The following is a 24,861-nucleotide window of genomic DNA, read 5'->3' as shown; positions in this document are numbered from 1 at the left end:
TTTTGACTTTTCTTGCCGAAGGTTATTTGACCCCGAGGGGCTAGGCGCTGGAGCTAGATTAAGACAACTAGTTCAGTTATCCATACTCGGACCTTTTTATAATTTCCGTGTAAACAATGAAAAAGGCAGACTCATTTTCTGAGTCCGCCTCTTCTTAGCCGTGCTTTAAGTATTACATGAATTTATTTGTTTCGATTTGTGATCGAAAGGATAGATCAGTAAGTTTTTTTTCAACTTTTTCGGCTGCATCAACCGGGTTATCGGCAAAAATATCGAAGAATTCTCCTTCGTATTCTTGTCTTGCATGGTCATAACGAGGGTCGTAATAATGTTCCAGTAAAATTCGAATTAATTCGTAATAGTTTTTTTCATCTAAATAGCTCAATAGTTTGTTTCTTACTTCCAAATCCCTGACTCGTTTTAATACCTTCTCCATATTACTTAATATTTTACTCTCATACCATGGTTCATTCTCATATGGCAGTACATATTCGGAAATTAGTTGCTGCACTCTTTGTTCAATCGGAGAATGAATATAAATATTTATCCCCTTAAATTTGATCTCCATTAGTTCCTCAGGCTGAACAGCTTTTCCAATTCGTTTACTTTCGGCCTCAACTAGAAAATAATTTGATCCTTGTATTTCTTGAAGCCCTTTAAATAAGAGCGAGTCAAAAGTTTTTTGGTTATGACCCTCACCTAGACCAATAGTGCCAAAAATTGACCCACGATGCCCAGCCATCTCTTCAAGATCTAAGATTGGATAACTCCTTTGTTTCAGAAGCTTTAGCACCTCTGTTTTTCCTACACCTGTCATCCCATGGAGTACTACTGCATTTTTGGGAATGATTGTTGGTATTTTTTCAAGTATATGATGTCTATAAGCTTTATACCCACCGATTAAACGCCACGCATATATCCCAGCAAACTCCAAGAAAGTCACAACTGCATTACTTCGCATCCCTCCACGCCAACAATGGATGACTAATTCCCCATTGGTATGATGGTCTTTAATGGTATGTAACAATTCAGGAATTTTAGGTGAGACGAGTTCCATTGCTCTCCACTTTGCTGCAGCCTGACCTTCATGCTTGTATATAATACCAATCTCATGCCGCTCTTCATCTGAAAATAATGGGACATTAATTGCTCCAGGTATCGCACCGTCTTTAAACTCAATCGGCGAACGTATATCAATAATAATTGGGGTCTTTAGCGTAAAAAGATTTTCAACAGTAATTTCTTTCATCTATATTGCACTCCTACAGAAAATGGGTCATCCCCATAAAATATTTGTTCTAGAAACAAACAAAACTTCCACAACGGGAAGTTTCAAACATAACAAGACCTATCGAACGAATTAAAATTACGTATTCCAAGAAAGAGTTCATCATACGTCTAACTATATTATATAGGAGTTAGATATCACTATCAAGAAGTAGAATATGCCTATAGTAGCATTACATCTTCAATTAGCGAAATGGTGTACCTGTTAATTTTAATATTAACACGTACCTGAACAAAAAAAGTCTACTCTTAAAAAAGAATAGACTTTTTTACTTAAACTATCTTCGATTTTTGTTTAAAGCTGGACATCAGCCCTTCCATCTCGTCTAGATTGTTTGACTCAAATAAATCCACTATTTTACTCCCTACAATTACCCCATCACAGTGTTTGGTTAACACATTAATTTGCTCTTCACTGGAAATTCCAAAACCAGCAAGCACCGGTATCAGACTTATCTCTTGTACTGCCTTTAGAAATTGATACAATTCAGCATCATAGTCATTCCTTACCCCCGTTATTCCCTTCACAGTTACTGCATATAAAAATCCATTACCCTTACTGGATATTAACTTGATTCGCTCCATAGGAGTGGTTGGAGTGACTAAGCGAATTAATTCCACATCAACATTCTCTAGATTTGGTGCAATCATGTCCTCCTCTTCAATAGGAAGGTCTGGAATAATACAACCATCGACACCTGCATCACTTATCTCTTTAACAAAAGCCTCTATCCCAAAAGAATATATCGGATTAAGGTAGGTCATAAGAATAATAGGTATAGATACAACCCTCCGTGCTTTTGCCACTTCTGAAATGATTGCTTTTAACGTGGTCCCATTTTCAAGAGCTCTTATCCCAGCACGTTGAATGGTTGGCCCGTCAGCCACTGGATCTGAAAATGGTACACCTAGTTCTATTGCCGTTGCACCGAATTTCTCTAATAATACCATCCGATTAACTAAATTATCTAATCCTCCATCCCCAGCCATTATGTAGGGAACGAAAGCCTTTCTATTATTTCTCTTTAGTAAAGAAAAGGTATGTTGTAAACGATTCATCTTATTTCTCCCCTTCAAGCCTAGTTTTCACAGTATCTACATCTTTATCTCCACGTCCTGATAAACAAACGACAATGTTTTGTGTATCTTGCATTTCAGCGGCAAGTTTTACAGCAAAGGCAACTGCATGTGAACTTTCTAACGCTGGTATTATTCCTTCTAGCTTCGATAGAAGGCGAAAAGCATCAAGTGCTTCATTATCGGTAATAGAATGGTAGTTTGCTCTTCCGATATCCTTTAAATAGCTGTGCTCTGGTCCAACACCTGGATAATCAAGACCAGCAGAAATCGAGTGCGCTTCTTGAATTTGACCATCTTGATCCTGCAGTAAATACATTAATGCACCATGTAAAACTCCTGGTTTTCCCTTGGTTAAAGAAGCTGCATGATAATCTGTATCTACACCCTGACCTGCTGCTTCTACACCATAGAGACTGACCCTTTCATCCTCTATAAATGGGTAGAACATCCCGGCTGCATTACTTCCCCCACCGATACATGCTACCACGGCATCCGGAAGGACACCTTGGGCTTGTAAAAATTGCTCCTTGGTCTCTTTACCAATAACACTTTGGAAGTCTCTTACCATTTGAGGAAATGGATGTGGCCCCATAACTGATCCTAATAAATAATGGGTATCATCAACATTTGCTACCCAGTATCTTAGGGCCTCATTAACGGCATCCTTCAATGTAGCACTACCTGATGTAACACTAACAACCTTTGCACCGAGTAATTCCATCCTAAATACATTTAATGCCTGCCTTTTGATATCTTCCTCCCCCATGAAGATAATGCAATCAAGGTTTAATAGGGCACAAACAGTAGCCGTTGCTACACCATGCTGTCCCGCTCCTGTTTCAGCCACAATTTTTCTTTTTCCCATTCGTACAGCTAGTAATGCCTGACCAATAGCGTTATTAATTTTATGTGCACCTGTATGGTTTAAATCTTCTCTTTTTAAGTAAATCTTTGCTCCACCAGCATATTTTGTAAGATTTTCAGCAAAATATAAGGGGGTTTCTCTTCCGACATAGTCCTTTAATAATCGATTAATCTCTTCTTGGAAACTCGGATCATTTTTTGCCTTCTTATAAGCTTCATCAAGTTCAATCACTGCTTTCATGAGTGTTTCAGGAACAAATCTTCCTCCAAATTTCCCATAATGTCCTTTTTCATTCGGTAATGTATATGTGTTCATTTTGTTTCCCTCCCGTTAAGTTACCTTTTACCTTTTCAATAAAGGCTTTCATTTTAGCCAGATCCTTCATTCCATTGGTTTCTACTCCAGAACTTACATCTACCATAACCGGTTTGATGATTTTTATTGCCTTTTCTACATTTTCACTATTCAGGCCACCTGCAAGGATTACTTTTTTTCCATCAATTAATTGTTGATTCACTTTTCCCCATTCAAATGTAGTTCCATTTCCACCTCTATATTTACCTTTAGGACTGTCGAGTAATATATAATCACTAGGAAAATTAGCCATATCTCCCAAGCTATCGTTGTCTTGAAAGCTAATTCCTTTAATAACAGGTAAGGATAGTGATTTAGAAAAAGCAGCTGTTTCGTCACCATGTAATTGAATATGAGTAAGTCCCACAGAGGCAGCTATTTTTTCTATTTGCTCTTTTGTTTCATTTACAAAAACACCTACCTTATAAACTTGTTCTGGTAGTTGCAAAACAATTTCTTTTGCCCTTTCTACTGAGATCCTTCTTTTGCTTTCAGCAAATACGAGTCCTATTGCATCTGCACCATATTGAACAGCAGCCATTCCTGTTAATTCATCTGTTATCCCGCAAATCTTAACTTTCATCTTCCTACCTCTTTTGATAAGGGCAAACGGAAGCTTAAAAATGATTGTTTCACATCCGGACTTTTCATTAACGCCTCACCCACTAAGATGCCGTTTGCTCCTGAGTCTCTTACTCTCTCAACATCCTCTTGATGGAAGATTCCACTTTCACTTATGAGAAAGGCTCCAGAGCTTTTAACAATAGATGCCATCTTTTCGGTCACCTCTAGGGAGACATGAAAAGTCTTTAAATCTCGATTATTTATTCCAATTAGCTTTGCTCCCGTTTTAAGTGCTATTTCTAGCTCAACTTGATTATGAACCTCTACCAATACCTCTAATCCTAATCCTTTAGCATATTCATAAAGCTCAACTAGCCTTTTTTCATCTAATGCAGCAACAATTAACAAGATAATATCTGCCCCATTGGCTGCAGCAAATTCAATTTGTATAGGATCAATAATAAAGTCTTTACATAAGATCGGCAGATCCACTGTATCTCGTACCGTCGATAAATCAGTGAATGACCCTTTAAAAAACGTATGATCTGTTAAAACAGAAATGGCAGATGCCCCATACTCTTCATATAATCTTGCCTGTTCCGCAGGGAGAGTAGTATTATTAATCACCCCTTTAGAAGGTGATGCACGTTTGAATTCAGCAATGATTGAAATTTCATTTGCTGTTTGCAATCTTTTAATAAGTGACCTATTGGGATGTATTTTAGTGTGTAAAGGGCGATTTCCTTCACGGAGAAGGAGAACCTCTCTCTTTTTCTGTTCAATAATTTTATCTAAGATGGTCCCCACTTATATCGCCTCCTTCTGTCCTACTGCTTGAGTTCTTTCAATTAGCTTTTTTAGCTTTTCAAACGCAGCGCCGGAATCAATCATTTCTCTAGCTATTTCAATACCATTCTGAATAGTGGTTGCTTTACCAGCTGTATAGATTCCAATTCCTGAATTAAGAAGTACCGTATCACGGTGAGCACCTTTCTCACCTTTTAAAACGTTAATTAATAGTACAGCATTCTCCTTCGAATCCCCACCCTTTATACAGCTGTTATCATACCGAGGAAGATTAACCTCTTCAGGGGAAAAAGACCGATTGGTAATGATGCCGTCCTCAAGTATCGTGATGTAGTTCTCCCCTTGAAGTGAGGCTTCGTCCATAAATCCAGCTCCATTTATTACCGTCGCACGTTTGCGACCTAGTTTATTCAAGACTTCTGCAAATACCGGAAGTAAATCTCTTCTGTACACACCGAGCAATTGGAAATCTAATTCCATTGGATTAGTTAGGGGTCCAATAAAATTGAAAACAGTTGGGATTTTCAATTGTTTTCTAACTGTCATAACTTTTTTCAATTTAGGATGGACATTCGGAGCAAACAAAAAGGATACTCCAATTTCATGAAGAATATCTTCGGTTCTTTCTGGTGATAAATTCAAATTAATCCCTAAGTACTCAAGTACATCCGCACTTCCTGTCTTGCTGGAAACACTTCTATTCCCATGTTTAGCTACCGGAATACCAGCACTAGCAATAACAAAAGCAGATGTAGTACTGATATTGAAGCTCGAGGAACCATCTCCACCTGTACCACAATTATCTAAAACACCTGAGAATTTCTTCTTAAATGTCACTGTGTTTGCTTTCATCGCTTTTACAATACCTGTTATCTCTTCCACTGTTTCTCCTTTAGATTTCAAGCCCATTAAAAAGGCTGCAATTTCTGATTCAGAAACTTCTTCTCCTAAAATAAAATCAACGACTTCTTGCATTTGGGTTTCAGAGAATGACTCCCTTTCAGCTAACTGGAGTAAGTACTTTTTCATTTCCGCTCATCCTTTCTACTTCAAGTAAGAAGTTATTTAATATTTGTTTTCCTGATGGTGTTCCAATTGACTCTGGATGAAATTGCAGTCCGTAAACAGGATATTGTTTATGTTTGATAGCCATTACTACCTGATCATCGTTGGAATGCGCGATACATTCAAGCTGTTCAGGAAGACTGACCTCCTCCACGATTAAGGAATGGTAACGCATGACTTCGAAGTGGTCGGGAAGATCGGAAAATAGTTCACAGTCATTATGTGTAACCAGTGATGTTTTCCCATGTTTTATTATTTCTGCCCTCTGAATTACACCTCCGAATGCTGCTCCAATGGCTTGGTGTCCGAGACAGATCCCGAGAAGTGGAATCTTATTAAAAAATTCTCGGACCACTTCCATACATATTCCTGCTTCCTCCGGCTTTCCAGGACCAGGAGAAAGTATTATTGCTTTAGGGTTTAAATCTACAATTTGTTCTGTAGTTAGCTGATTATTTCTATAAACAACCAATTCTTCCCCTAGTTCACCTAAATACTGATAAAGGTTAAAAGTGAATGAATCGAAGTTATCAATCAATAAGATCATTTTTTACCCTCCAGGAAGGAATTTAATTTATTTATTGTCTCTTGGTACTCAGACTCTGGATCTGAATCAAAAACAATCCCCGCACCTGCTTGGATATAGGCATTTCCATCTTTTAAGATCAATGTTCGGATAGCTAGTGCAAAATCCATGTTTCCATTTGCAGATAAATATCCCACTGCTCCAGAGTACAAGCCTCGTTTTGATTTTTCTAATTTGTTTATTATCTCCATCGCCCTAACCTTAGGAGCACCTGAAACAGTACCAGCAGGAAGGCATGCAGCAAGTGCATCAATGGCTGATTTATCTTGAAGAAGGCTACCGCTCACTTCTGACACTAGATGCATCACATGACGATATTTTTCAACTGCCATGTACTTGTTAACATGGACGGTCCCAAATTCACAAACTTTCCCTAAATCATTTCTCCCAAGATCCACAAGCATTTTATGTTCAGCAAGCTCTTTTTCATCCTGCTGCAATTCCATCGCAATCAATTGATCTTCTTCAGGATCTACTCCCCGTTTTTTTGTTCCTGCAATTGGATTGGATATTACTATCCTGCCATTTGTTTTAATTAAGCTTTCTGGTGATGACCCAATAACCGTATATCCGTCAAATTCGATATAGAACATATATGGTGTTGGATTATGGGAACGATGTTTGCGGTAGAGAGACAATGGATTTCCGCTAAAGGTAGACTTCATACGTCTTGAAAGAACGACCTGGAAGATATCACCCTCGAGAATATGTTCTTTTGCAACCTTGATATTGTGAATAAAATCCTTTTTTGAAGTTTCTGAAACAAATTCCGATAAATAATAGGGCTCCTCCTCGTGATAAAAGGTAGGTTGTTTTATTTCTTTGATCCTTTGTAGCATCCTATTTTCTATCGCTTCTTTATCACTGTCAGAGGAAAGTGGAAATCCGCAAATCAATACCTTTTCTTCTAAATGATCGAAGACGATGACCTCTTCATAAAACATCAAATGAACATCTGGCATTTCCATTCCGTTCCGGTATTCTTCACCAATTATTTCGAACTGTCTGATGATGTCATACCCTACAAAACCTATAGCTCCTCCAATAAACGGGAAGGGAAATTCATCGGAGTTCTGTACCGGGATTAGCTCTTTTAACACCTCTAGCGGGTTTCCGCTTACTACCTTTTTTTCGCCATTCCGTTTGATAATCTCATTATGTTCCCCTCTAGAAATAAGTTCGTAGGAAGGGTCTACACCAATAAACGAGTAACGCCCCGTGTCATTGTATTTAAGGGAGCTTTCTAATAAGAATTTCTTATCACCACTTATTTTTTGTAATATTGAGATTGGTGTAAGGGTGTCACCCTTTATTTCATTTATAATAAGACTTGTTTTTGTTTTCATAACGAACCCCTTTTCAAAAAAATAAAAAATCGCCCTCTATATGCATAACGAATTACGCATATAGAGGGCGATTCTTTGACCGCGGTGCCACCTCCATTGAAGTAGAAATACGAATCCACTTCCTCTTTTCAGGTACAGAAAATGAATTCGATACCCTATCCTTTTAACGGTGGAACTCCGTACATCCCTACTTTACTGTTCAAGATGTCTCTTACAAGTCCATTCCACAAATCCATTCTTATCGGGCTCTCACCTCCCCCGACTCTCTGAAAAGAATAAAACATGTGTACTCCTCTTGCTCAACGATTTACATTATTTAATTTTTTGAATACAAAAAGGCCCCCTATCCAAAAAGGACGGGAGACCCGTGGTGCCACCTTCATTAGCTAAAAATTTAGCTCACTTTACCGATATCGAAGCAGATGCCTGAATATCTGTCTCTTGTAACGACGAGATTTTCGCCAAAGCCTACTACCCATATAGGAGTTCGGTTTGGAGGCTCAGAAGTCCATTCACTTATACGTCTACACTGATTTACACCAACCATCAGCTCTCTAAAGAATCCGTAAAAGTTACTACTCTTCGTCAATGCCCTTCATTCATTTTATTGTTTATTATGTTATTATACATCCCCATCTAATGTCAAGGATATTATTAAAAAAATTTTCAAAATATAAAATATCTTCACTTAATCAACTTTCCATTAAAAGGATTTTAGTTTCGAGTTTTTTTAATATGAAAGTGAGAATATTAACTGTAGAAACTAATTTAAGGCGGGATAGATGATAAATGGAACATATTGAACATTTGTGCCAAAACCCAACAGCTGATAAAAAGAAAGCAGCAGCTGGAAAAAAGGGATCCAGTGAGGTATCAAACCAAAAGTGGGCAATCATCTCAATGTCGTCTATTCCTTTGGTTATGACCTTAGGAAATTCAATGTTGATTCCTGTATTACCTTCAATGGAAAAAAAATTATCGATTTCGTCCTTTCAAACAAGTATGATTATTACGGTTTATTCTATTGTGGCGATTTTTTTAATACCTGTTGCAGGTTATTTATCTGATCATATTGGAAGAAAAAAAGTTATCATACCGAGCCTTATTATTGCGGGAATAGGCGGCATTATCTCTGGTTGGGCTGCTTGGAAATTAGATTCTGCCTATTGGTTAATTTTACTTGGCCGTGCACTTCAAGGGGCTGGAGCAGCAGGAGCAGCACCAATTGTCCTTCCTCTTGTCGGCGATATGTTTAAAAACGAAGATGATGTGAGTAGTTGTTTAGGACTAATTGAAACCGCTAATACCTTCGGCAAGGTACTTAGTCCCATTTTAGGAGCGTTTCTTGCTGGTTTTATTTGGTTTCTTCCCTTCTTCTCCATCCCAGTATTTTGTGCTATATCTGTTATTATGATGTTATTACTGGTTAAATGTCCTAAAACTACAGAGAAACCGATACCCTTCAAACAATTCTTTATCAATGTAAAAAAAACCTTTACGGAAAAAGGCCGTTGGCTTTATGCCATCTTTTTTATTGGAGGCATTCTTATGCTCGTTCTTTTCGGGATCTTATTTTATCTCTCAGAGGTCTTTGAAAAGGAGTATGACATTAAGGATATTAAAAAGGGCTTTTTTTTAGCCTTGCCCCTTGGGGCTCTTTGTTTGTCATCGTTTATTAGCGGGAAGGTAATTAAAAAAAATAAAGTCTTAATGAAATGGCTGACCTTCATCGGGATCTTAGCTGCAGCTATTTCCATTGCAGCGCTATGGTTTTCAATAAACCTATGGTATATGCTCTTGATGTTCTTAATAAGTGGAATAGGAATTGGGATCAGTCTTCCTTGTCTCGATGCTCTAATTACTGAAGGAATTGAAAAAGAAGAACGGGGTACGATTTCCTCAATTTACAGTTCGATGAGATTTATTGGAGTCGCTGCTGGTCCCCCAATTATTGCGTTATTGTTAAAGCAATCAAGTCATTGGATATTTATATTATTAAGCAGCTTAAGTATTTTGGCTGCACTTGTAGCTCTAATGTTTATTAAACCTCAATCAGAAGCTCAGAGTTGATAACAAAGAAGAGGCGGACTCATAAAGAGAGTCCGCCTTCTATTAAAATTATTTAATTGGTTTCTTAAGGAAGCCAATCAATAGTGCTGCTACAATTGACCCAATAATAATTGCAAGTGCATAAAGTAGTGCGCCACCTTCCACCAATGGGACAACGAATATTCCTCCGTGTGGTGCACGTAGTCCTATACCAAAAGCCATTGAAAGCGCACCTGCAATGGCTGAACCAGCCATTACAGAAGGGATGACTCGAAGCGGATCAGCTGCTGCAAATGGAATAGCTCCTTCTGTAATGAAAGATAATCCCATTACATAACATGCTTTTCCAGCATCTCTATCTTGATCATTAAATTTATTTTTAAATAAGGTCGTCGCAATGGCAATCGCTAATGGTGGTACCATTCCAGCTGCCATTATTGCTGCCATTGGCCCATAAACACCACTTGCCAATAAACCAGTTCCAAAAACATATGCTGCTTTATTTACTGGGCCGCCCATATCAAAGGACATCATAAGCCCCAACACAATTCCTAATAAAACTGCATTTCCTGTTCCTAGACCTGTTAACCAATCTGCAATCGTTCCATTTAACCATGCAACTGGTTTATTTACGACATATAGCATGATAAATCCTGTAATCGCAATACCAAAAAGAGGGTAAAGCAAAATACTTTTTATGCCTTCCAATGAGCGCGGAAGCCCCGAAAACATTTTCTTTAGAAGAAGAACGACATAGCCTGCTAGAAAACCGGCTACTAAACCGCCTAGAAAACCCGCTCCGCCACTTGCAGCCATCATTCCGCCAACCATACCTGGAGCAAAGCCTGGACGATCAGCTATGCTAAGTGCAATAAACCCTGCAAGAACTGGGACTATTAACCCAAAAGCATTCCCACCACCAATGGTCATTAATGCCTCAGAGATCTGGTTATAAGATGGATCATCCGGCTTAAATGAGTTATACCCAAACATGAAGCAGATGGCAATTAAAATCCCACCACCCACAACAAATGGTAGCATATTAGAAACACCGTTCATTAGGTGCTTGTAAAATCCAGTACGTGAACCTTTTTTCTCAGATTCTTGATTACTTTTATTCCCATTTCCATGATAGATAGGCGCATCTTGTTTCAATGCCAGATCAATTATTTGCTGTGGACGACGGATCCCCTCAGCAACAGCTGCTTGTATAACGTGCTTGCCTTTAAAACGTTCCATTTCTACATTGATATCTGCAGCAATAATGACAGCCGTAGCCTGCTTAATTTCCTCACTTGTAAGGACATTTTTTGCTCCGCCTGAACCATTTGTCTCTACTTTAATATCTACACCCATCTCAGCAGCTTTTGCTTTTAATGAATCAGCTGCCATATACGTATGGGCGATCCCTGTTGGGCACCCCGTAACAGCTACAATGAAGTGCTTCTTATTAGGGGTATTTGTTTCTTTCTTTTCTTCTTTATCCTCTTTATCATATCGATTAATTGTTTCAATAATTTCTTCCGGTGTCGTTGCCTTTAAAAGTTCGTAACGCACTTCAGCTTTCATTAATAATCCAGAAAGCTTTGCTAATGCTTCTAAATGTGTATTATTTGCACCTTCAGGGGCAGCAATCATAAAGAATAAATGTGCAGGTTTCCCATCAAGTGATTCATAATTAACACCAGAAGCCGATTTACCAAATACAATAGCGGCTTCCTTCACAACTTTAGTTTTGGCATGCGGAATGGCAATTCCATCACCAATTCCTGTGGTGCTTTGCTCTTCGCGTTTTAGAATAGCTGCTTTAAATTCAGAAGCGTCTGATATTTTATCTGCTTTTAATAAAATATCAACAAGCTGGTTAATCGTTTCTTCTTTTTGATTCCCTTCAATATTTAATAGAATCGTATTTTTTGATAACAATTCGGTAATTTTCATCATTTACCTCCCCCTACTTTATCTCTCTTATATAAACTTGTGGAAGTAGTTCTTCAACTATTTCCTTTGTACAAAGTCCTAATGAAAATGCGGTTGCACTTCCTGAAGCAACACTATAGCGAAATGCCTCTTCAATATTTGAAGTAGATTGATAGGCAGCTAAAAATCCTGCCACCATGGAATCCCCGGCACCAACTGAGTTCTTCACAACCCCTTTTGGTACCTCTGCAAATAAAACAGTATCCTTATTGATCAGAACTGCTCCATCTCCTGCAAGAGAAACAATTACATTCTTTGCACCCAAATCTACTAGTTTTTTTCCATAGGGCACGACTTCCTCCACGCTTGAAATCACTGTATTAAACAGTTCACCCAACTCGTGGTGATTAGGTTTAATTAGGAATGGTCGATAGGATAGGACTTTTTTCAAAAGATCTCCTTCCGCATCAACAACAAATTGAGCCCCATTTTCTTTACAGATTTTAACTATTTCTTCATATGTGGTTTTTGGTAAGGAGGAAGGGATGCTTCCAGCCAATACCAACAAATCTGTCGAATCCAGTTTTTCAATCTGGGACTTCAAAAGTTCGAAAGCATCTTCTGATATGTTTGGTCCTTTTGCATTAATTTCTGATTCTTTCCCTGTTTTTAGCTTGATATTAATTCGAGTATCTTCTGACACCTCAACAAAATCCGTTTCAATTTCTTCTCTTTTAAGAAATTGGTCAATGTAGGTACCAGTAAATCCACCAATAAAACCAAGTGCTTTACTTTTAGTCTGAAATTGTTTTAAAACCCTAGAAACATTTATTCCCTTCCCACCTGGAAACTTAGCTTCACTTACTGTACGGTTCAATTCACCAAGTTGAAAGCTTTCAAGTTGAACAATATAGTCAACTGATGGATTTAAAGTTAATGTGTAAATCATGCTGTCACTACCTTTATTGAAGTTTTATTTCGATATTGCTCCTGAGTTTCATCTTCTAAATCATTGGTTATAATAGCTGCTTCATGTATATCAGCAATTTTCGCAAACGATATCTCAGCAAACTTTGTATGATCTGCTAATATATAGGCCTCTCTTGAAAGTGATATTGCCTTTTGCTTTACCATTGCCTCTTCCTGGTCAGGAGTGGTGAAGCCAAGCTGTGGGTGTATACCATTAATCCCCATAAAGCATTTATCAAAACGATAGAGATCGAGACTCGCTAAAGCACCTCTTCCAATGAAAGCATTGGTATTCGGCTTTATTAGTCCACCAATCAAGTAAGTAGAGATCCCTTTATTAAGTAACGGTGATAAGTGCATTAGTCCGTTTGTTACAACGACAATATTTTTATTAGGTAAAAATTCAATCATTTCCCTTACTGTTGTACCTGCATCCAAATAAATAGTGTCCCCTTCTTCGACTAACCCAGCTGCATATTTTGCAATCTGTCGTTTTTCTTGAAGGTTTTTGAAAGATTTCTCAATCATGCTTGGTTCTTGAAGCTTGCCTTGTAATCTTGACGCTCCTCCATGAATTCTTTTTAGGAACCGTTGTTCTTCTAGCAGAGAAAAATCTCTTCGGATTGTTGATTCGGAGGACTTTGTCAGGTCCATTACCTCTTGAATTTTAACAATGCTTTTTTCTTTTAATAATTGAAGAATAATTCGATGCCGTTCTGGTGTTAACACTTAAATCACCTTCAACTTGTTTATTTGTTTTTATCATACTGAAAACGATTCCATAAATCAATCATTTTCTTTCAAAAACAATAAAATTTTGGATGTTTTTGAACGTTTTCAGAAAACTACTGTCATAATTAGTTTTTGAATCAGATGGTATTCTTCCCAATAGGATTTTTTATATAAACGGCTCTGTTAAATTTGCCTGTTGATTTCCGCTCCAGGCACGAGCGGTTCGTGGGTGTTTCGGCGAGCCTCCTCGGAGAAAAGCGCCTGCGGGGTCTCCCCTGAACTATACTCCCACAGGAGTCTTCGTGCCTTCCGCTCCAATCAACAGGGTGTATAAATCAACACTGTTCTTTAACACAGCTATATAATTAGAAAGTGAAATCACCATAAAAAAACACCAGAACGAATATTCTGGCGTTTTTCATTATATTATTGATATGGACTTAACCATGAAGGGTCTCTATCCTTACACACATGACATTTCAAGGTTTCAGGGTGAAAGGTAACAAAAGACTGTCCACAATTTAAACAGCTTTTTGAATAAAGCCCTACATTCTCCACATTCATTTTCTTTACTTCTGTTCTAATGTGAATAGCATCCTCCGAACAAATATCACTACATGCCGTACATCCTACACATTTTTGATGGTTTAATTGCAGCGTTTGATTGATAATTTGGAATACCTCTTGGGTACAAAACGTAATACAAGCTTGGCAAAGTGTACATTTTTTTCTATCCATCAGGATGGTGTAAAATTGATATTCAGGGTAATAGTTTGCAAGTTTCCACTGATTCACTTCCAGTTTCCAGGATGCTGGTGCCATACTTTTTGCTAACTGCTTCCCTTCTCGTTGCAAAGAGGTAAAAAAGGACCTTCTCGAAAACTTCTCCTCTTCTTGTGCCTTTTGAACAACCTCTATTACAGGTTCACCCACAACTTCTAGAGCCTTATTTGTTTCAGTTAGTACCCTTTTCCACGGGTCATTCAGTGGTAAATTTTGAGTCTGTATGCTCTTTACTCCCCTTTTTAAATATATTAATAATTCTTTTACGGTCGGGGTGTAGCTTTCGTTATATAGTAGTGACCCTTTAAAAAAATCTCTTGAATCGACAATTCCTTCGATTGCTGATAATGGACAAGCAATCACACACTCTCCACAGGAGTTACATCCTTCAAGATTTATTTCTATTGATTGTAGATTAAGAAATAGTGCCCCCTTTGTACATGCCTCTACACAAAAAGTGCACGTTGAGTGAAGATTACTTTGTCTTGAACAGTTCTCCGTTATCTTCAAATCCATATGCATACTTTCAAGCAGATGAATGATTAGAGACATACTATCACCTACAATTTGGCATCCTTGTGAGGTGTAATCACAATATTTGGGTGGGTAATTGACGCTTTCGGCATGCCTTTTATTTGACTTATACTTCCATACTTTTTCCGTAGCTTTTCTACGGGGCCAAATTCAATAGCTCTCATCGGACAAGTGGAAACACAAACAGGTTCCTCACCTTTTTCTTGAAGATTCATGCAAAAATCACATTTATCAGATTTAAATTCTTTTGAATTATATTGTGGAGCTCCATATGGGCATGCTTTTACACATAATTGAGCACCTTGGCAAACCTTTTGATCAATCGTTACAACTCCAGATTCTTTATTCTTCGTAATGGCCCCCGTAGGACAGCTTGGGATGCACTTTGGATTTGTACAATGATTACAAGCAATAGAATAATAATAGGCTTGTACGTTTTGAACCAGCCCCTTGCTTTGCTGTTGTATAAAGCTGCCGTTTTCATAGGAGTATACTCTTCGGAAGTTAATACCAACATCAAGATTGTTTTTATCCTTACAGGAGACACTACAGGCTTTACACCCCGTACAAAGACTTTGATTTATATAAAATCCTAATTGAGCCAAACTTCCTCACTCCTTATGCTTTCTTCACTTCAACAAGGTTGGTTTGTTGCGGGTTTGCTTTTGCAAGTGGCGTTGGCCTCTGAGATGTAAGAACATTTAATGACCCCCGTTGATCCAATCCATCTTTATCAGGTGTGTACCATGCCCCTTGAGGAATTCCTATTACACCTGGAGTTATACGTGGAGTAACCTTTACATCAATTACCAAGGTCCCTCGCTCATTGAACACCTTTGCACGGTCTCCGTTTTTCATTCCACGTTTCTCCGCATCCAAAGGATTCATCCACATTTCCTGCTTTGCAGCTTCCTCTAGCCATGATTGGTTATCATAGGTGGAGTGGCATCTTCGTTTATAATGCCAGCCAATTAACTGTAAAGGATACTTTTCTGTTAATGGATCTTCTGGACCTTCCCATGAAGGAATATATTTTGCTATGGCAGGAATCTCATCATGCTGATTCATATCCCATAATGCCTTTGAAAATAATTCAATTTTTCCTGAAGGAGTTTCAAATGGCTGTTTTTCAATGTTATCAATTTGTTCTTTGAAGCCAACAAGTGGTTCGTCAAACTTAAAGTGATGCACTCCTTTATCTCTAAACTCTTCAAAACTAGGGAAATTTGGATCTAGCTCTTTTTTTGTTCTTTCCACACTTTCTTTCACCAGATCAAAGGTGGTTTTTCCCTCGGTGAATTTATCTTTGATCCCTAACTTTTCTGCCACTTCAGCAAATACATCATATTCATCTCGACATTCATATAAAGGATCGATTGTCCTTTCACCAAGGATTACATAATCTCCAAAGCACCATGGGACCCCTATATCCCAACGTTCAAAAAAGGTGGTTCCAGGTAATAAAATATCAGCAAACTTCGCACTTGGAGTCATAAATAGATCACTTACAACAATAAATTCCACTTTGCTTTCATCTTCCAATAAAGCACTTGTTTTATTAATATCTGAATGTTGATTGATTAACATATTTCCAGCCATGTTAAAGATACATTTGATATTGGACGTTAGCCGTTCAACACCTTCTAATCCATCCTCTGCTGTCATTTTAATTCCTTTTTCAACTGCCTTTGTCCATAAGAAACAGGGAATGGAGGCTTTTACTGGATTCTCAAACGAAAAGGGATACACAATATCCGATCGACTCCAATACCCAGTTCCTGCAGCCCAACCACCTAACTTACCAACATTTCCAGTTAGACAAGCTAGCTGTGCTCCCCCCCTCATAAACTGTTCACCATATGCCTGACGTTGTGCTGCCCATCCTTGTATAAGCGCTGCAGGCTTTATGTTGGCATAGTTACGAGCAATTTCCCTGATTTTTTCGGCAGGCACGCGACAAATCTTTTCTGCCCACTCCGGTGTTTTAGGGACACCATCTTTTATACCTAACAGATAATTCTTTAAAGATTCCCCTTTTGGTATACCATCTGGCATGTGACTGTCATCAAACCCAAGACAATATTTATCTAGGAATTCATGATCATGTAGGTTTTCGGTTATAATTACATAACCCATTGCATCCATCATGGCATTATCAGTTGTAGGGAGAATGGGAATCCATTCATCCGCGAACGCTATAGCAGTATCTGTATATCTAGGATCAATAACAATAATTTTTGCCCCATTTTTTTTTGCCTGCATCAAATACTCCCTATAAGGGGTTGAAAATATCATTTCGGAAGGATTTTGTCCCCACAGAATAATATATTTAGAGTGTAAGAGTGAATCAAAACTGCTGCCTGAATTGTTTGTACCATATGTGTATGGGGTTGCTACATTTCCTGCCCCTGAACTATAATCATTACGGTAATTTAAAAAGCCACCAGTAAGTGATAAAAGCTTTCTGGCTGCATTTTTACCTCCATGTAACCCCCAGCTCTGACCGGATGCATAGTTTACATATCTAGACTCTGGACCGTAATGGTCGCCAATTCGTTTCACTTCAGTTGCAATGGTTTCGATTGCTTCCTCCCAGGAGATTCTTTCAAATTTTCCTTCTCCTCTTTTTCCAACTCGCTTCATCGGATATTTTAAGCGGTCTGGATGGTACAACAAACTCCGGTAATTTCTTCCCCTAACGCAAGCCCGTAATGGAAGGGTGGACAAGTCACCACTTTCCTGCGTGTCCGTGGTGACCCTAACAACTACGCCATCTTTCACATGCGCCTTAATGACACAGCGTCCGCCGCAATTATTAATACTGCAGGTAGAAACAATCTTTTCTTCTACTTTTGCACTTGATACTTCCTCTTTTTGTTGGCGCTCCACTAACAACTTGGTACCTACTCCTCCAGCTATAACAGGAATTCCAATTGTACTAGACCATTTTAAAAATGTTCTTCTCTGCATTTTATTTTTTAGAAGTTTGCTAATATGGCCATTTTCAGACATCGGCTAATGCCTCCTTCATCTCATATAAAGTTGTTAAGTCATCATTGATAAAATCATCAAGGAGCATGGCTGCTCCTAAAAATAATTGACTATTGGTAGTTTGAATTACTCGTTTACAAAAGTATGGAATCCAAACTGTTAAATGTTTTTCAAGAAACTGGTGTTGACTAGAAATTAATTCAATAAACCGATCATACTGGGTTTCCAACAAGCATAAATCAATAAGATTAATCATAAACTCCAATTCTAGTAATAAATGATCATCTGGCTCATTATTTTCTCTCACATATTTGAGTCCAATTTGATGATATTGTTCTCTAACTTGATAGGTCCATTCCTCAAATAGGAGTTGCTCTTTACTCCGATAATATGACTCCCATGGTGGCGCAGGTAATGGTCCCGGCCCAATGAAAAGGCGTTGATATTCTTCTCGCTCTTTCTCGAGATACTTGTTGGGTAGATGTTGAAAAAAATCACTTAATATTTTACCGCCCTCATGAATTTCTTCTAATTCTTGTAAATTGCCTTTATCGCGAATCTCAAAATATTTAATACCACTAGTTGGCATTTGAAATAATAAATGAAGCAGTTGATAAAAATTCTTTCTAGACTTTAATAGAGGCTGTAACAACTCCATATGTACTGACGCGGCCATGTTAGCCATTTTACCCTCTCCTATTTGTGAAGTTATTCACAATATATCTGAAAATTTTTTCACCTACTTTTTCCCATTATTCCTTATATGTTTATCTTACCTTAAACTTTTTTAGTTTGATTAACTTTGTGCAATAATTCACAATAAATTCAAATTCCTTAAAGTAATTTTAATGTTACTTAAAATTTGATACACATCTTTTTCTGTTATGACAAAAATATGTGTATAATAATAAAGCCGAATAAAAAGAAAAGGATGATTCCCTTGAATATTACAGGTCATGAAGTTGAAAAACTTGAAGATCCATTTGGTTTACTTTCAGGTGACCGATATGAATTTTTTATAGAACTTGATGTGGAAGAAGAGGACGAGCTATATTCCGAGAAGGGAGTAGGGTTAAAAGTAATTTACGTTTCTGATGAAAATGGAGACAAGATTACTAATTATTATTTCTATGAGCGCGAAAGTGAAAAAGTTCTTGATTTCGAACTGGAAGAAGACGAAGAAGAGCTTGTCTTAGCTTATTGTAGAGAAAACGCTGTAGAATAAAAAAAACAGGGAGTCTAGCTCCCTGTTTTGAAAAATCACATAAAATTTTTACTATGGTTATGAATTACCTGTAGTTCTTTCGTCGTTTGTCTCATTTCACTTTTACAAATAGGACAGAGGGGTACTTCAGTACTCTTAAAATTGTCGCGAATCCAACATTTACAAGCATCAGAAGTACATTCCCAAATTTTCGTTTCTTCTAATTTTATTTCTTCATCATTTTTTCTACCAAATGCCAAAACGATCACCCCTTGTACTTAGTTAATAAATGGTATGAACACTTTGTTTGTTAGCTCTAAAGCTCTTTTTCTAGTGAAAAAATATAGATAAAAAGGTGATGCTTTAGTCGTATGCATCACCCTTTTATTTTCTAAAGATTAAGCTGATTTTACGTTAGAAGCTTGTGGTCCGCGAGCGCCTTCAACGATTTCAAAAGAAACTGATTGGCCTTCTTCTAATGTTTTAAAGCCTTCTGATTGGATAGCTGAAAAGTGAACAAATACATCTTGACCGCCTTCTGCTTCAATAAATCCAAAACCTTTTTCTGCATTAAACCATTTTACTTTACCGTTACTCATCAATATAACCCCCAAGATTTTGTTCACTTTAAGTTTATCTGAACATTTAAAAATAATAAAAAAGACGTACTGTCACGTTTGGGCAATAGACATCACCCACATTTCCGTGCAGTTACGGCTACTTAAACGAATAAATATTTAACGAACTTATAAGCGTAATTTTAGTTTATTACACTTTACACTAATAGTCAATTTATTTTAACTCTCATAAAATACTGAATTAATTCATCCAATACCTCATTTAAATCAGTAAATTGGTATCCTAAATGGTTCACTCTGTTAGTATTAATAGACCAAGAACCATCCATACCATATGGTGAGGAATTTTCCTTTGTTACTTCTGAAGTTATGTCTGCTGCTTCCCCGGTTATTTCCTCTATTTTCCCAAGAAAACTCCTTAAGGAAATATCGGCCTTACACCCTGGATTAATAGGTCCTGTAAACACATCACGCCCCATATGTAAAAGGAATTTAGCTGCTTCATCTGATGTAATAAAACTGTATTTCGCATCCGGAAATTTAATGCCTATTGGCTTCCTATCTAAGACCCTGTCTACATGAAACTTGAGTCTATTCGTATAATCGTCTTTACCTATGACAAGTGGAAAACGAACGGCCACTACATCAAAATCGGTCTCTTGAAATAAATAAGCTTCTGCAGCCCTTTTTGCCTCCTGGTATCCCAAATATCCTGGATAATCCCTTCTTGCTTTAAATTGAAAGTGAAAGCTGAATGGATCAAAATCTTCTTCTACATGCTTATCCCCATACTCATAAACAGCCATAGTTGAGGTGAAAATATACCTCTTTACCTTCCCCTTCAGTGCTTCCGCAGCATCCTTTGCTTCTTGCGGGGAAAGACACGATTGGTCATAAACAACATCCCATTTCCTTTCACTAAATGCATGGATAAGTGAAGCCCGATCCTCACGATCAATAATTAATCTTTCTACTTTCTCTCCAAAAGGGTCTTTCGATTGTCCTCTTGTCGCAATTGTCACAGCAATGTTTTCGTTGAGCAGCTTTTCCACAAGCAACTTCCCGAAAAATTGTGTTCCCCCTAAAACCAGCACTCGTTCCATTTCACTTTTCCCCCTTTCCATTCTTTCTTAATATTCACCGTCCAATTGAAAAATTCCTTTTTTTAAATCCCAACATGAAAAACTACCGTTCACAATAAAGAAAATGAAACCCCATAAGAGTTTCATTCTTTTTGAAATTCACCACGCAAAAAAGTTTCTGTAAAATTCTGGGCGAATTTCTGTATATCTGCTTCCATTCCAATGTAGTCTAAACTTTCAATTGGTTCTTTGTCAGGTTTTGGACGGAAATCTGCAATACTTTTTCCTTTTGCATTACCAAACTGTTCAACTCTTACACGCCTTGGGATATACTTTACGAGTTCAGGATTGGTCAAGGCCATAAGGGGGACAACATCATGAAGGGGGGCGCCTTTTATTCCAGGGACATTTGTTTGATAAGCATTAAAATAATAATCAAAGGCTGGTTTAATTAGTGGTTTAAAAGGAGTAGGACTATTCTCTGAGAGGTAATTAATGATTTCTGGTGTAATAATTGCTTTATTGGTTATATTCAATGGGTGTAGGTATATATTATGCGCTTTTTCCATGACTGTATACGCCGCGATTGGGTCCACAAAAAAATTAGCTTCCGCTTCTGAAGTGATATTTCCTGGCACCAAAAAGGCCCCACCCATTATATAAAATGCAGCGACATCTTTTAAAACATTATCTCCATAGAGAATAAACATCAAGGACAATTCAGTCAATCTACCAACAGAGACAATAATAAGATTTTCTCTATATTGATTAACAATATCAAGAATCTTATTAAAGTCATAAACCTTTACATTTTTTAACGTATCAGGAGGTTTAATGGGGCCTAATCCTTCCTTCCCATGTATTTCTGGATAGTATTGCACGAGTTCTCCTGATAAGGGACCTGCCGCTCCGCCAATAATAGGGATATCTCCTCTACCACCTAGACTTAAAAGATACGCGGTATTTCTGATTGACTGCTCCTTTGGTGTATTGCCATATCCGCTTACCACACCAACTAAATTAATTTTCGGATTAAGTAAGGCGTACATTATTGCAAATGAATCATCTACTCCGGGATCTGCAAACAAAAGCACATTATAAGCCATTGCCTCTCCTCCATTTAGTTGCTAATTTTTATAAACCTATGCTTAGAACAGAAATACAAGAACATGGATAGGCACAGAAAAAACTGACTCTTATATAGAGAATCAGCCTATTGTGAATCATTTATTTTATGCTTCCTTCTTTACTTTAGGCACTTTTGTTGCCTTGGTTGCTTTTGTTGCTGCTTTTTTCTTAGGTGCCGCTATTTTGTTTGGCTTCGTACGGTCTATTGATGCTTGTAAAGCTGCCATTAAGTCTGTCACATTTGAAGGTACTTCCTTTGCAGCCGTAGTAACTGTCTCTTTACCAGTCCGCTTGGATTCAATTAATTCAAGAAGTGCGGTTCGATAATCATCCGTATATTTTTCAGGCTCGAAAACGGAAGTCAACTGATCAATTAATAAAATAGCTGTATCTAGTTCTTTTTGTGTCACTTTATCCTCTGAAGGGACATTCGGCACATCACCAGCTTTACGAACTTCATCAGGATAATGAATCGTTTCCATCACTAATGTATTTTCATATACACGAATAACCGCAAGCTGTTCTTTTGAACGAATTATTATTTTGGCCAATCCTACTTTTTGTGATTCCTGCAATGCCTTTCGTAACAAGGAGTATGCCTTACCTCCTCCTTCATTGGGAGACATGTAATAACTTCTATCAAAATAAATCGGGTCAATTTCCTCTATTTTTACAAAATCAATAATTTCTACTGCCTTTTCCTCGTTTTCTTTTCTTAATTTTTCAAGTTCTTCTTGATCAAGAACAACAAATTTTCCCTTTGTGTATTCATATGCCTTTACGATATCCTCCGGTTTCACTTCTTCTTCACAAACGGAGCAAATTTTTTCATATTTAATCGGGGCATGACATTTGTTATGCAAGGTGCGAAGCTTTATGTCTTTATCTTCTGTTGCCGTATGGAGCTTGATGGGGATATTAACAAGTCCAAAACTGATACTTCCCTTCCACATCGTATGCATAAATCATTCTCCATTCTTTTTGTTTTTATTTTGTGTTTCTTCGGTTCTTACATTCATAAAAACAATTGGAAAAGGATGAAGAAACTAAAATTGTAACAATATAATAAAAAAGAAGGGACGTTGTGCCATGAAGCCGATGCTGCCTAGTTTGACTTTTGAACTGCCTGTTCGTCCCAATTGGGTGTACGAGGTGAAATACGACGGTTTTCGTGCCATTTTAGACTGGACCTCCAAGGGGATTGAGCTAACAAGCAGAAATGGGAAGACCCTTTTACCTCAATTTCCTGAAATAAAGGAGTTTTTATTGAAACATGAAGAACAATTTAAACCATATCTCCCTCTTCGTTTAGATGGAGAACTTGTATCACTAGAAAATACGCACAAAGCTAATTTTTCGGCTATCCAAGTTCGTGGCCGATTAAAATCTGAAAAAAAAATCAATGACCAAGCTACACGCTTTCCTTGTCGCCTAATGGTCTTTGATTTATTGCTCCTTCGCGGAAATCCTATTTCTATTCAACCATTCGAAAAACGAAAAGAAGAATTAAGGAATTTATTTATCATCATGGGTTTTGACTTAGATTCCGACCCGTATAATGACCAATTACTTCAATTTGTAAATGCATATGAGGATTTTAATGAACTTTGGGAGAAAATTATCTTATATGATGGTGAAGGAATTATTGCTAAGTATAAAAATAGCCAATGGGAGGAAGGAAAACGATCCATACAATGGTTGAAGTATAAAAACTGGAAATATGTCAGCTGTTTCATCACAACTTATGATAAAACAAATGGATATTTTTATGTTGGTGTATATAGGGATGAAAAGGTTTATAGTGTAGGGCAAGTCCTATTCGGATTTAAACCTGAGGAAAAAAAGGCACTGCAACAAACAATTAAGCAAAATATGATACGAGAAGATGCACAGTTTATTTATGTCGAACCTGCTATCTGCCTTGAAGTGAAGTATTTGGAACTATACGATAACCAGCTCCGTGAACCTCATTTTGACCGTTTTCGCTTTGAAATTGAACCATCTTCTTGCACATATGAACGATTTATTTTTGCACAAAAGAACTTACCAGCAGACCTTGAGATTACCCATCCAGATAAACCACTCTGGGAAAAACTGGCGATTCAAAAAGCAGATTATATCCTGTACTTACGGGAAATTTCCCCGTATATGCTGCCATTTTTAAAAAACCGGTTATTAACAGTCATTCGGTATCCTCACGGAATGTTCGGTGAAGCTTTTTATCAAAAGAACTGTCCTGAGTATGCACCTGAATTTGTACAAACCTTTACTTCTGAAGGAATTGACTACATACTTTGCAATAATTTAAAAACTCTCGTTTGGCTTGGTAACCAGCTTGCCATTGAATTCCATATCCCATTTCAAACAACCACTAGCAAGGGCCCAAGTGAAATTGTTTTTGATTTAGATCCTCCTTCAAAGGACTACTTCCATTTAGCCATAAGAGCCGCCCTCTTTATAAAAGAAGTTCTTGATCAATTAAATTTAATTGGGTTTATTAAAACCTCTGGAAATAAGGGATTACAAATTTATCTTCCCTTGCCGGAAAACACATACTCCTATGAGGATACGAGACTCTTTACCAGCTTTATTGCAGACTACTTGATATCAAAGGATCCCGACTCCTTTACCATTGAAAGAATGAAGAAAAATCGGGGAAATCGCCTCTATGTAGACTATGTTCAGCATAGTGAGGGCAAGACCATTGTTGCTCCCTATTCTATGAGAGGGAATGAGCATGGTGGGGTAGCGACACCACTTTACTGGGAGGAAGTAGATGAAAGTCTACAGCTGATTTCCTTTAACATGGAAAATGCCCTAAAACGTATACGAGAGCAAGGAGACCCTTTTAATGATTACTTCCAAACCAAACAACTTCAACCGTTTGGACCAGTACTTGAGTTTTTAAAAAAAGGTATAGTAGAAAAAGGATAAGGA

Annotated in this window: 23 protein-coding genes and 2 other annotated features; of the genes, 3 read left to right on the top strand and 20 right to left on the bottom strand. The window is 37.6% G+C overall.

Annotated elements, in window-relative coordinates:
- Positions 1 to 172 precede the first annotated feature (172 nt).
- The 8 genes from mnmH to trpE all read right to left on the bottom strand — a co-directional run bounded on the left by mnmH (position 173) and on the right by trpE (position 7,954).
- Positions 173 to 1,249, bottom strand: coding sequence for a tRNA 2-selenouridine(34) synthase MnmH (gene mnmH, locus RCG25_RS10245; RefSeq protein ID WP_308083565.1), 1,077 nt, complete (start codon positions 1,247 to 1,249; stop codon positions 173 to 175).
- Positions 1,250 to 1,560: 311 nt separating this feature from the next.
- Positions 1,561 to 2,346 (bottom strand): tryptophan synthase subunit alpha, encoded by a 786-nt coding sequence (trpA, locus tag RCG25_RS10240; RefSeq protein WP_308083564.1) that lies wholly within the window; start codon positions 2,344 to 2,346, stop codon positions 1,561 to 1,563.
- A 1-nt stretch (position 2,347) separates the two neighbouring features.
- Positions 2,348 to 3,547 (bottom strand): tryptophan synthase subunit beta, encoded by a 1,200-nt coding sequence (gene trpB / locus RCG25_RS10235; protein WP_308083563.1) that lies wholly within the window; start codon positions 3,545 to 3,547, stop codon positions 2,348 to 2,350.
- Positions 3,522 to 4,169 carry a phosphoribosylanthranilate isomerase gene (locus RCG25_RS10230; protein ID WP_308083562.1) on the bottom strand — a complete coding sequence of 216 codons (648 nt, stop codon included), beginning with the start codon at positions 4,167 to 4,169 and terminating at the stop codon, positions 3,522 to 3,524. The genes trpB and RCG25_RS10230 overlap by 26 nt, the downstream gene beginning before the upstream one ends.
- Positions 4,166 to 4,957, bottom strand: coding sequence for an indole-3-glycerol phosphate synthase TrpC (gene trpC, locus RCG25_RS10225; protein ID WP_308083561.1), 792 nt, complete (start codon positions 4,955 to 4,957; stop codon positions 4,166 to 4,168). The genes RCG25_RS10230 and trpC overlap by 4 nt, the downstream gene beginning before the upstream one ends.
- On the bottom strand, positions 4,958 to 5,986 hold the full coding sequence (trpD, locus tag RCG25_RS10220) for an anthranilate phosphoribosyltransferase (RefSeq protein ID WP_308083560.1): 1,029 nt from the start codon (positions 5,984 to 5,986) through the stop codon (positions 4,958 to 4,960).
- On the bottom strand, positions 5,958 to 6,569 hold the full coding sequence (locus RCG25_RS10215) for an anthranilate synthase component II (RefSeq protein ID WP_308083559.1): 612 nt from the start codon (positions 6,567 to 6,569) through the stop codon (positions 5,958 to 5,960). Before RCG25_RS10215 ends, trpD begins: the two co-directional genes overlap by 29 nt.
- Positions 6,566 to 7,954, bottom strand: a complete 1,389-nt coding sequence (gene trpE, locus RCG25_RS10210; RefSeq protein WP_308083558.1) for an anthranilate synthase component I — start codon at positions 7,952 to 7,954, stop codon at positions 6,566 to 6,568. Before trpE ends, RCG25_RS10215 begins: the two co-directional genes overlap by 4 nt.
- A 60-nt stretch (positions 7,955 to 8,014) precedes the next feature.
- Positions 8,015 to 8,266 (bottom strand) — a binding site (T-box leader).
- Positions 8,267 to 8,303: 37 nt separating this feature from the next.
- Positions 8,304 to 8,552, bottom strand: a binding site (T-box leader).
- A 191-nt stretch (positions 8,553 to 8,743) separates the two neighbouring features.
- Between trpE and RCG25_RS10205 the strand changes: the two genes are divergently transcribed.
- Positions 8,744 to 10,024, top strand: a complete 1,281-nt coding sequence (locus RCG25_RS10205) for a bacillibactin exporter BcbE (RefSeq protein WP_308083557.1) — start codon at positions 8,744 to 8,746, stop codon at positions 10,022 to 10,024.
- 48 nt (positions 10,025 to 10,072) lie between these two features.
- Here the strand turns inward: RCG25_RS10205 and RCG25_RS10200 are convergent, their stop codons facing one another.
- The 7 genes from RCG25_RS10200 to RCG25_RS10170 all read right to left on the bottom strand — a co-directional run bounded on the left by RCG25_RS10200 (position 10,073) and on the right by RCG25_RS10170 (position 18,617).
- Positions 10,073 to 11,944 (bottom strand): PTS fructose transporter subunit IIABC, encoded by a 1,872-nt coding sequence (locus RCG25_RS10200; RefSeq protein WP_308084149.1) that lies wholly within the window; start codon positions 11,942 to 11,944, stop codon positions 10,073 to 10,075.
- A 13-nt stretch (positions 11,945 to 11,957) separates the two neighbouring features.
- Entirely contained in the window at positions 11,958 to 12,872 is a 915-nt protein-coding gene (gene pfkB, locus RCG25_RS10195; protein WP_308083556.1) for a 1-phosphofructokinase, read from the bottom strand.
- Positions 12,869 to 13,621: a DeoR/GlpR family DNA-binding transcription regulator gene (locus tag RCG25_RS10190; RefSeq protein WP_308083555.1), complete on the bottom strand. Its 753-nt coding sequence runs from the start codon at positions 13,619 to 13,621 to the stop codon at positions 12,869 to 12,871. The genes pfkB and RCG25_RS10190 overlap by 4 nt, the downstream gene beginning before the upstream one ends.
- A gap of 429 nt (positions 13,622 to 14,050) precedes the next feature.
- A complete protein-coding gene (locus RCG25_RS10185; protein WP_308083554.1) occupies positions 14,051 to 14,959 on the bottom strand; it encodes a 4Fe-4S binding protein in 909 nt (302 codons plus the stop codon).
- Positions 14,960 to 14,967: 8 nt separating this feature from the next.
- On the bottom strand, positions 14,968 to 15,546 hold the full coding sequence (locus tag RCG25_RS10180) for a DMSO/selenate family reductase complex B subunit (RefSeq protein ID WP_308083553.1): 579 nt from the start codon (positions 15,544 to 15,546) through the stop codon (positions 14,968 to 14,970).
- A 13-nt stretch (positions 15,547 to 15,559) separates the two neighbouring features.
- A complete protein-coding gene (locus RCG25_RS10175; RefSeq protein WP_308083552.1) occupies positions 15,560 to 17,953 on the bottom strand; it encodes a DMSO/selenate family reductase complex A subunit in 2,394 nt (797 codons plus the stop codon).
- A complete protein-coding gene (locus RCG25_RS10170) occupies positions 17,946 to 18,617 on the bottom strand; it encodes a TorD/DmsD family molecular chaperone (RefSeq protein ID WP_308083551.1) in 672 nt (223 codons plus the stop codon). The genes RCG25_RS10175 and RCG25_RS10170 overlap by 8 nt, the downstream gene beginning before the upstream one ends.
- 246 nt (positions 18,618 to 18,863) lie before the next feature.
- Here RCG25_RS10170 and RCG25_RS10165 point away from each other — a divergent pair, with 246 nt between their 5' ends.
- Entirely contained in the window at positions 18,864 to 19,157 is a 294-nt protein-coding gene (locus RCG25_RS10165; protein ID WP_308083550.1) for a DUF6509 family protein, read from the top strand.
- Positions 19,158 to 19,192: 35 nt separating this feature from the next.
- Here the strand turns inward: RCG25_RS10165 and RCG25_RS10160 are convergent, their stop codons facing one another.
- The 5 genes from RCG25_RS10160 to RCG25_RS10140 form a co-directional block, all read right to left on the bottom strand.
- The gene (locus RCG25_RS10160; RefSeq protein ID WP_308083549.1) at positions 19,193 to 19,396 is read right to left on the bottom strand and encodes a cold-shock protein; all 204 of its coding nucleotides are present in this window, start codon (positions 19,394 to 19,396) and stop codon (positions 19,193 to 19,195) included.
- 138 nt (positions 19,397 to 19,534) lie between these two features.
- Positions 19,535 to 19,735: a cold-shock protein CspD gene (gene cspD / locus RCG25_RS10155; RefSeq protein ID WP_308083548.1), complete on the bottom strand. Its 201-nt coding sequence runs from the start codon at positions 19,733 to 19,735 to the stop codon at positions 19,535 to 19,537.
- Between the two features lie 188 nt (positions 19,736 to 19,923).
- Positions 19,924 to 20,817: an NAD-dependent epimerase/dehydratase family protein gene (locus RCG25_RS10150; protein WP_308083547.1), complete on the bottom strand. Its 894-nt coding sequence runs from the start codon at positions 20,815 to 20,817 to the stop codon at positions 19,924 to 19,926.
- A 122-nt stretch (positions 20,818 to 20,939) separates the two neighbouring features.
- The gene (locus RCG25_RS10145; RefSeq protein WP_308083546.1) at positions 20,940 to 21,902 is read right to left on the bottom strand and encodes a nucleoside hydrolase; all 963 of its coding nucleotides are present in this window, start codon (positions 21,900 to 21,902) and stop codon (positions 20,940 to 20,942) included.
- A 126-nt stretch (positions 21,903 to 22,028) separates the two neighbouring features.
- Positions 22,029 to 22,886 carry a non-homologous end joining protein Ku gene (locus tag RCG25_RS10140; protein ID WP_308083545.1) on the bottom strand — a complete coding sequence of 286 codons (858 nt, stop codon included), beginning with the start codon at positions 22,884 to 22,886 and terminating at the stop codon, positions 22,029 to 22,031.
- 127 nt (positions 22,887 to 23,013) lie between these two features.
- On the opposite strand from RCG25_RS10140, the gene RCG25_RS10135 reads away from it, so the two are divergent.
- Positions 23,014 to 24,858, top strand: a complete 1,845-nt coding sequence (locus tag RCG25_RS10135) for a DNA ligase D (RefSeq protein ID WP_308083544.1) — start codon at positions 23,014 to 23,016, stop codon at positions 24,856 to 24,858.
- Positions 24,859 to 24,861 lie beyond the last annotated feature (3 nt).

Source organism: Neobacillus sp. PS2-9, from assembly GCF_030915525.1.
Taxonomy (GTDB): Bacteria; Bacillota; Bacilli; order Bacillales; family Cytobacillaceae; genus Neobacillus.
The sequence above is the reverse complement of the archived record's forward strand: the minus strand, read 5'-3'. Positions and strand labels throughout refer to the sequence as shown.

Excerpts from the sequence above, each read along its gene's own strand:
- trpB (WP_308083563.1), bottom strand. The coding sequence starts at position 3,547 with ATGAACACATATACATTACCGAATGAAAAAGGACATTATGGGAAATTT.
- RCG25_RS10170 (WP_308083551.1), bottom strand. The coding sequence starts at position 18,617 with ATGGCTAACATGGCCGCGTCAGTACATATGGAGTTGTTACAGCCTCTA.
- RCG25_RS10185 (WP_308083554.1), bottom strand. The coding sequence starts at position 14,959 with ATGTCTCTAATCATTCATCTGCTTGAAAGTATGCATATGGATTTGAAG.
- pfkB (WP_308083556.1), bottom strand. The coding sequence starts at position 12,872 with ATGATTTACACATTAACTTTAAATCCATCAGTTGACTATATTGTTCAA.
- cspD (WP_308083548.1), bottom strand. The coding sequence starts at position 19,735 with ATGAGTAACGGTAAAGTAAAATGGTTTAATGCAGAAAAAGGTTTTGGA.
- trpA (WP_308083564.1), bottom strand. The coding sequence starts at position 2,346 with ATGAATCGTTTACAACATACCTTTTCTTTACTAAAGAGAAATAATAGA.
- mnmH (WP_308083565.1), bottom strand. The coding sequence starts at position 1,249 with ATGAAAGAAATTACTGTTGAAAATCTTTTTACGCTAAAGACCCCAATT.
- RCG25_RS10205 (WP_308083557.1), top strand. The coding sequence starts at position 8,744 with ATGGAACATATTGAACATTTGTGCCAAAACCCAACAGCTGATAAAAAG.
- trpD (WP_308083560.1), bottom strand. The coding sequence starts at position 5,986 with ATGAAAAAGTACTTACTCCAGTTAGCTGAAAGGGAGTCATTCTCTGAA.
- RCG25_RS10145 (WP_308083546.1), bottom strand. The coding sequence starts at position 21,902 with ATGGCTTATAATGTGCTTTTGTTTGCAGATCCCGGAGTAGATGATTCA.
- RCG25_RS10175 (WP_308083552.1), bottom strand. The coding sequence starts at position 17,953 with ATGTCTGAAAATGGCCATATTAGCAAACTTCTAAAAAATAAAATGCAG.
- trpE (WP_308083558.1), bottom strand. The coding sequence starts at position 7,954 with ATGAAAACAAAAACAAGTCTTATTATAAATGAAATAAAGGGTGACACC.
- RCG25_RS10215 (WP_308083559.1), bottom strand. The coding sequence starts at position 6,569 with ATGATCTTATTGATTGATAACTTCGATTCATTCACTTTTAACCTTTAT.
- RCG25_RS10135 (WP_308083544.1), top strand. The coding sequence starts at position 23,014 with ATGAAGCCGATGCTGCCTAGTTTGACTTTTGAACTGCCTGTTCGTCCC.
- RCG25_RS10230 (WP_308083562.1), bottom strand. The coding sequence starts at position 4,169 with ATGAAAGTTAAGATTTGCGGGATAACAGATGAATTAACAGGAATGGCT.
- RCG25_RS10165 (WP_308083550.1), top strand. The coding sequence starts at position 18,864 with ATGATTCCCTTGAATATTACAGGTCATGAAGTTGAAAAACTTGAAGAT.
- RCG25_RS10200 (WP_308084149.1), bottom strand. The coding sequence starts at position 11,944 with ATGAAAATTACCGAATTGTTATCAAAAAATACGATTCTATTAAATATT.
- RCG25_RS10150 (WP_308083547.1), bottom strand. The coding sequence starts at position 20,817 with ATGGAACGAGTGCTGGTTTTAGGGGGAACACAATTTTTCGGGAAGTTG.
- RCG25_RS10140 (WP_308083545.1), bottom strand. The coding sequence starts at position 22,886 with ATGCATACGATGTGGAAGGGAAGTATCAGTTTTGGACTTGTTAATATC.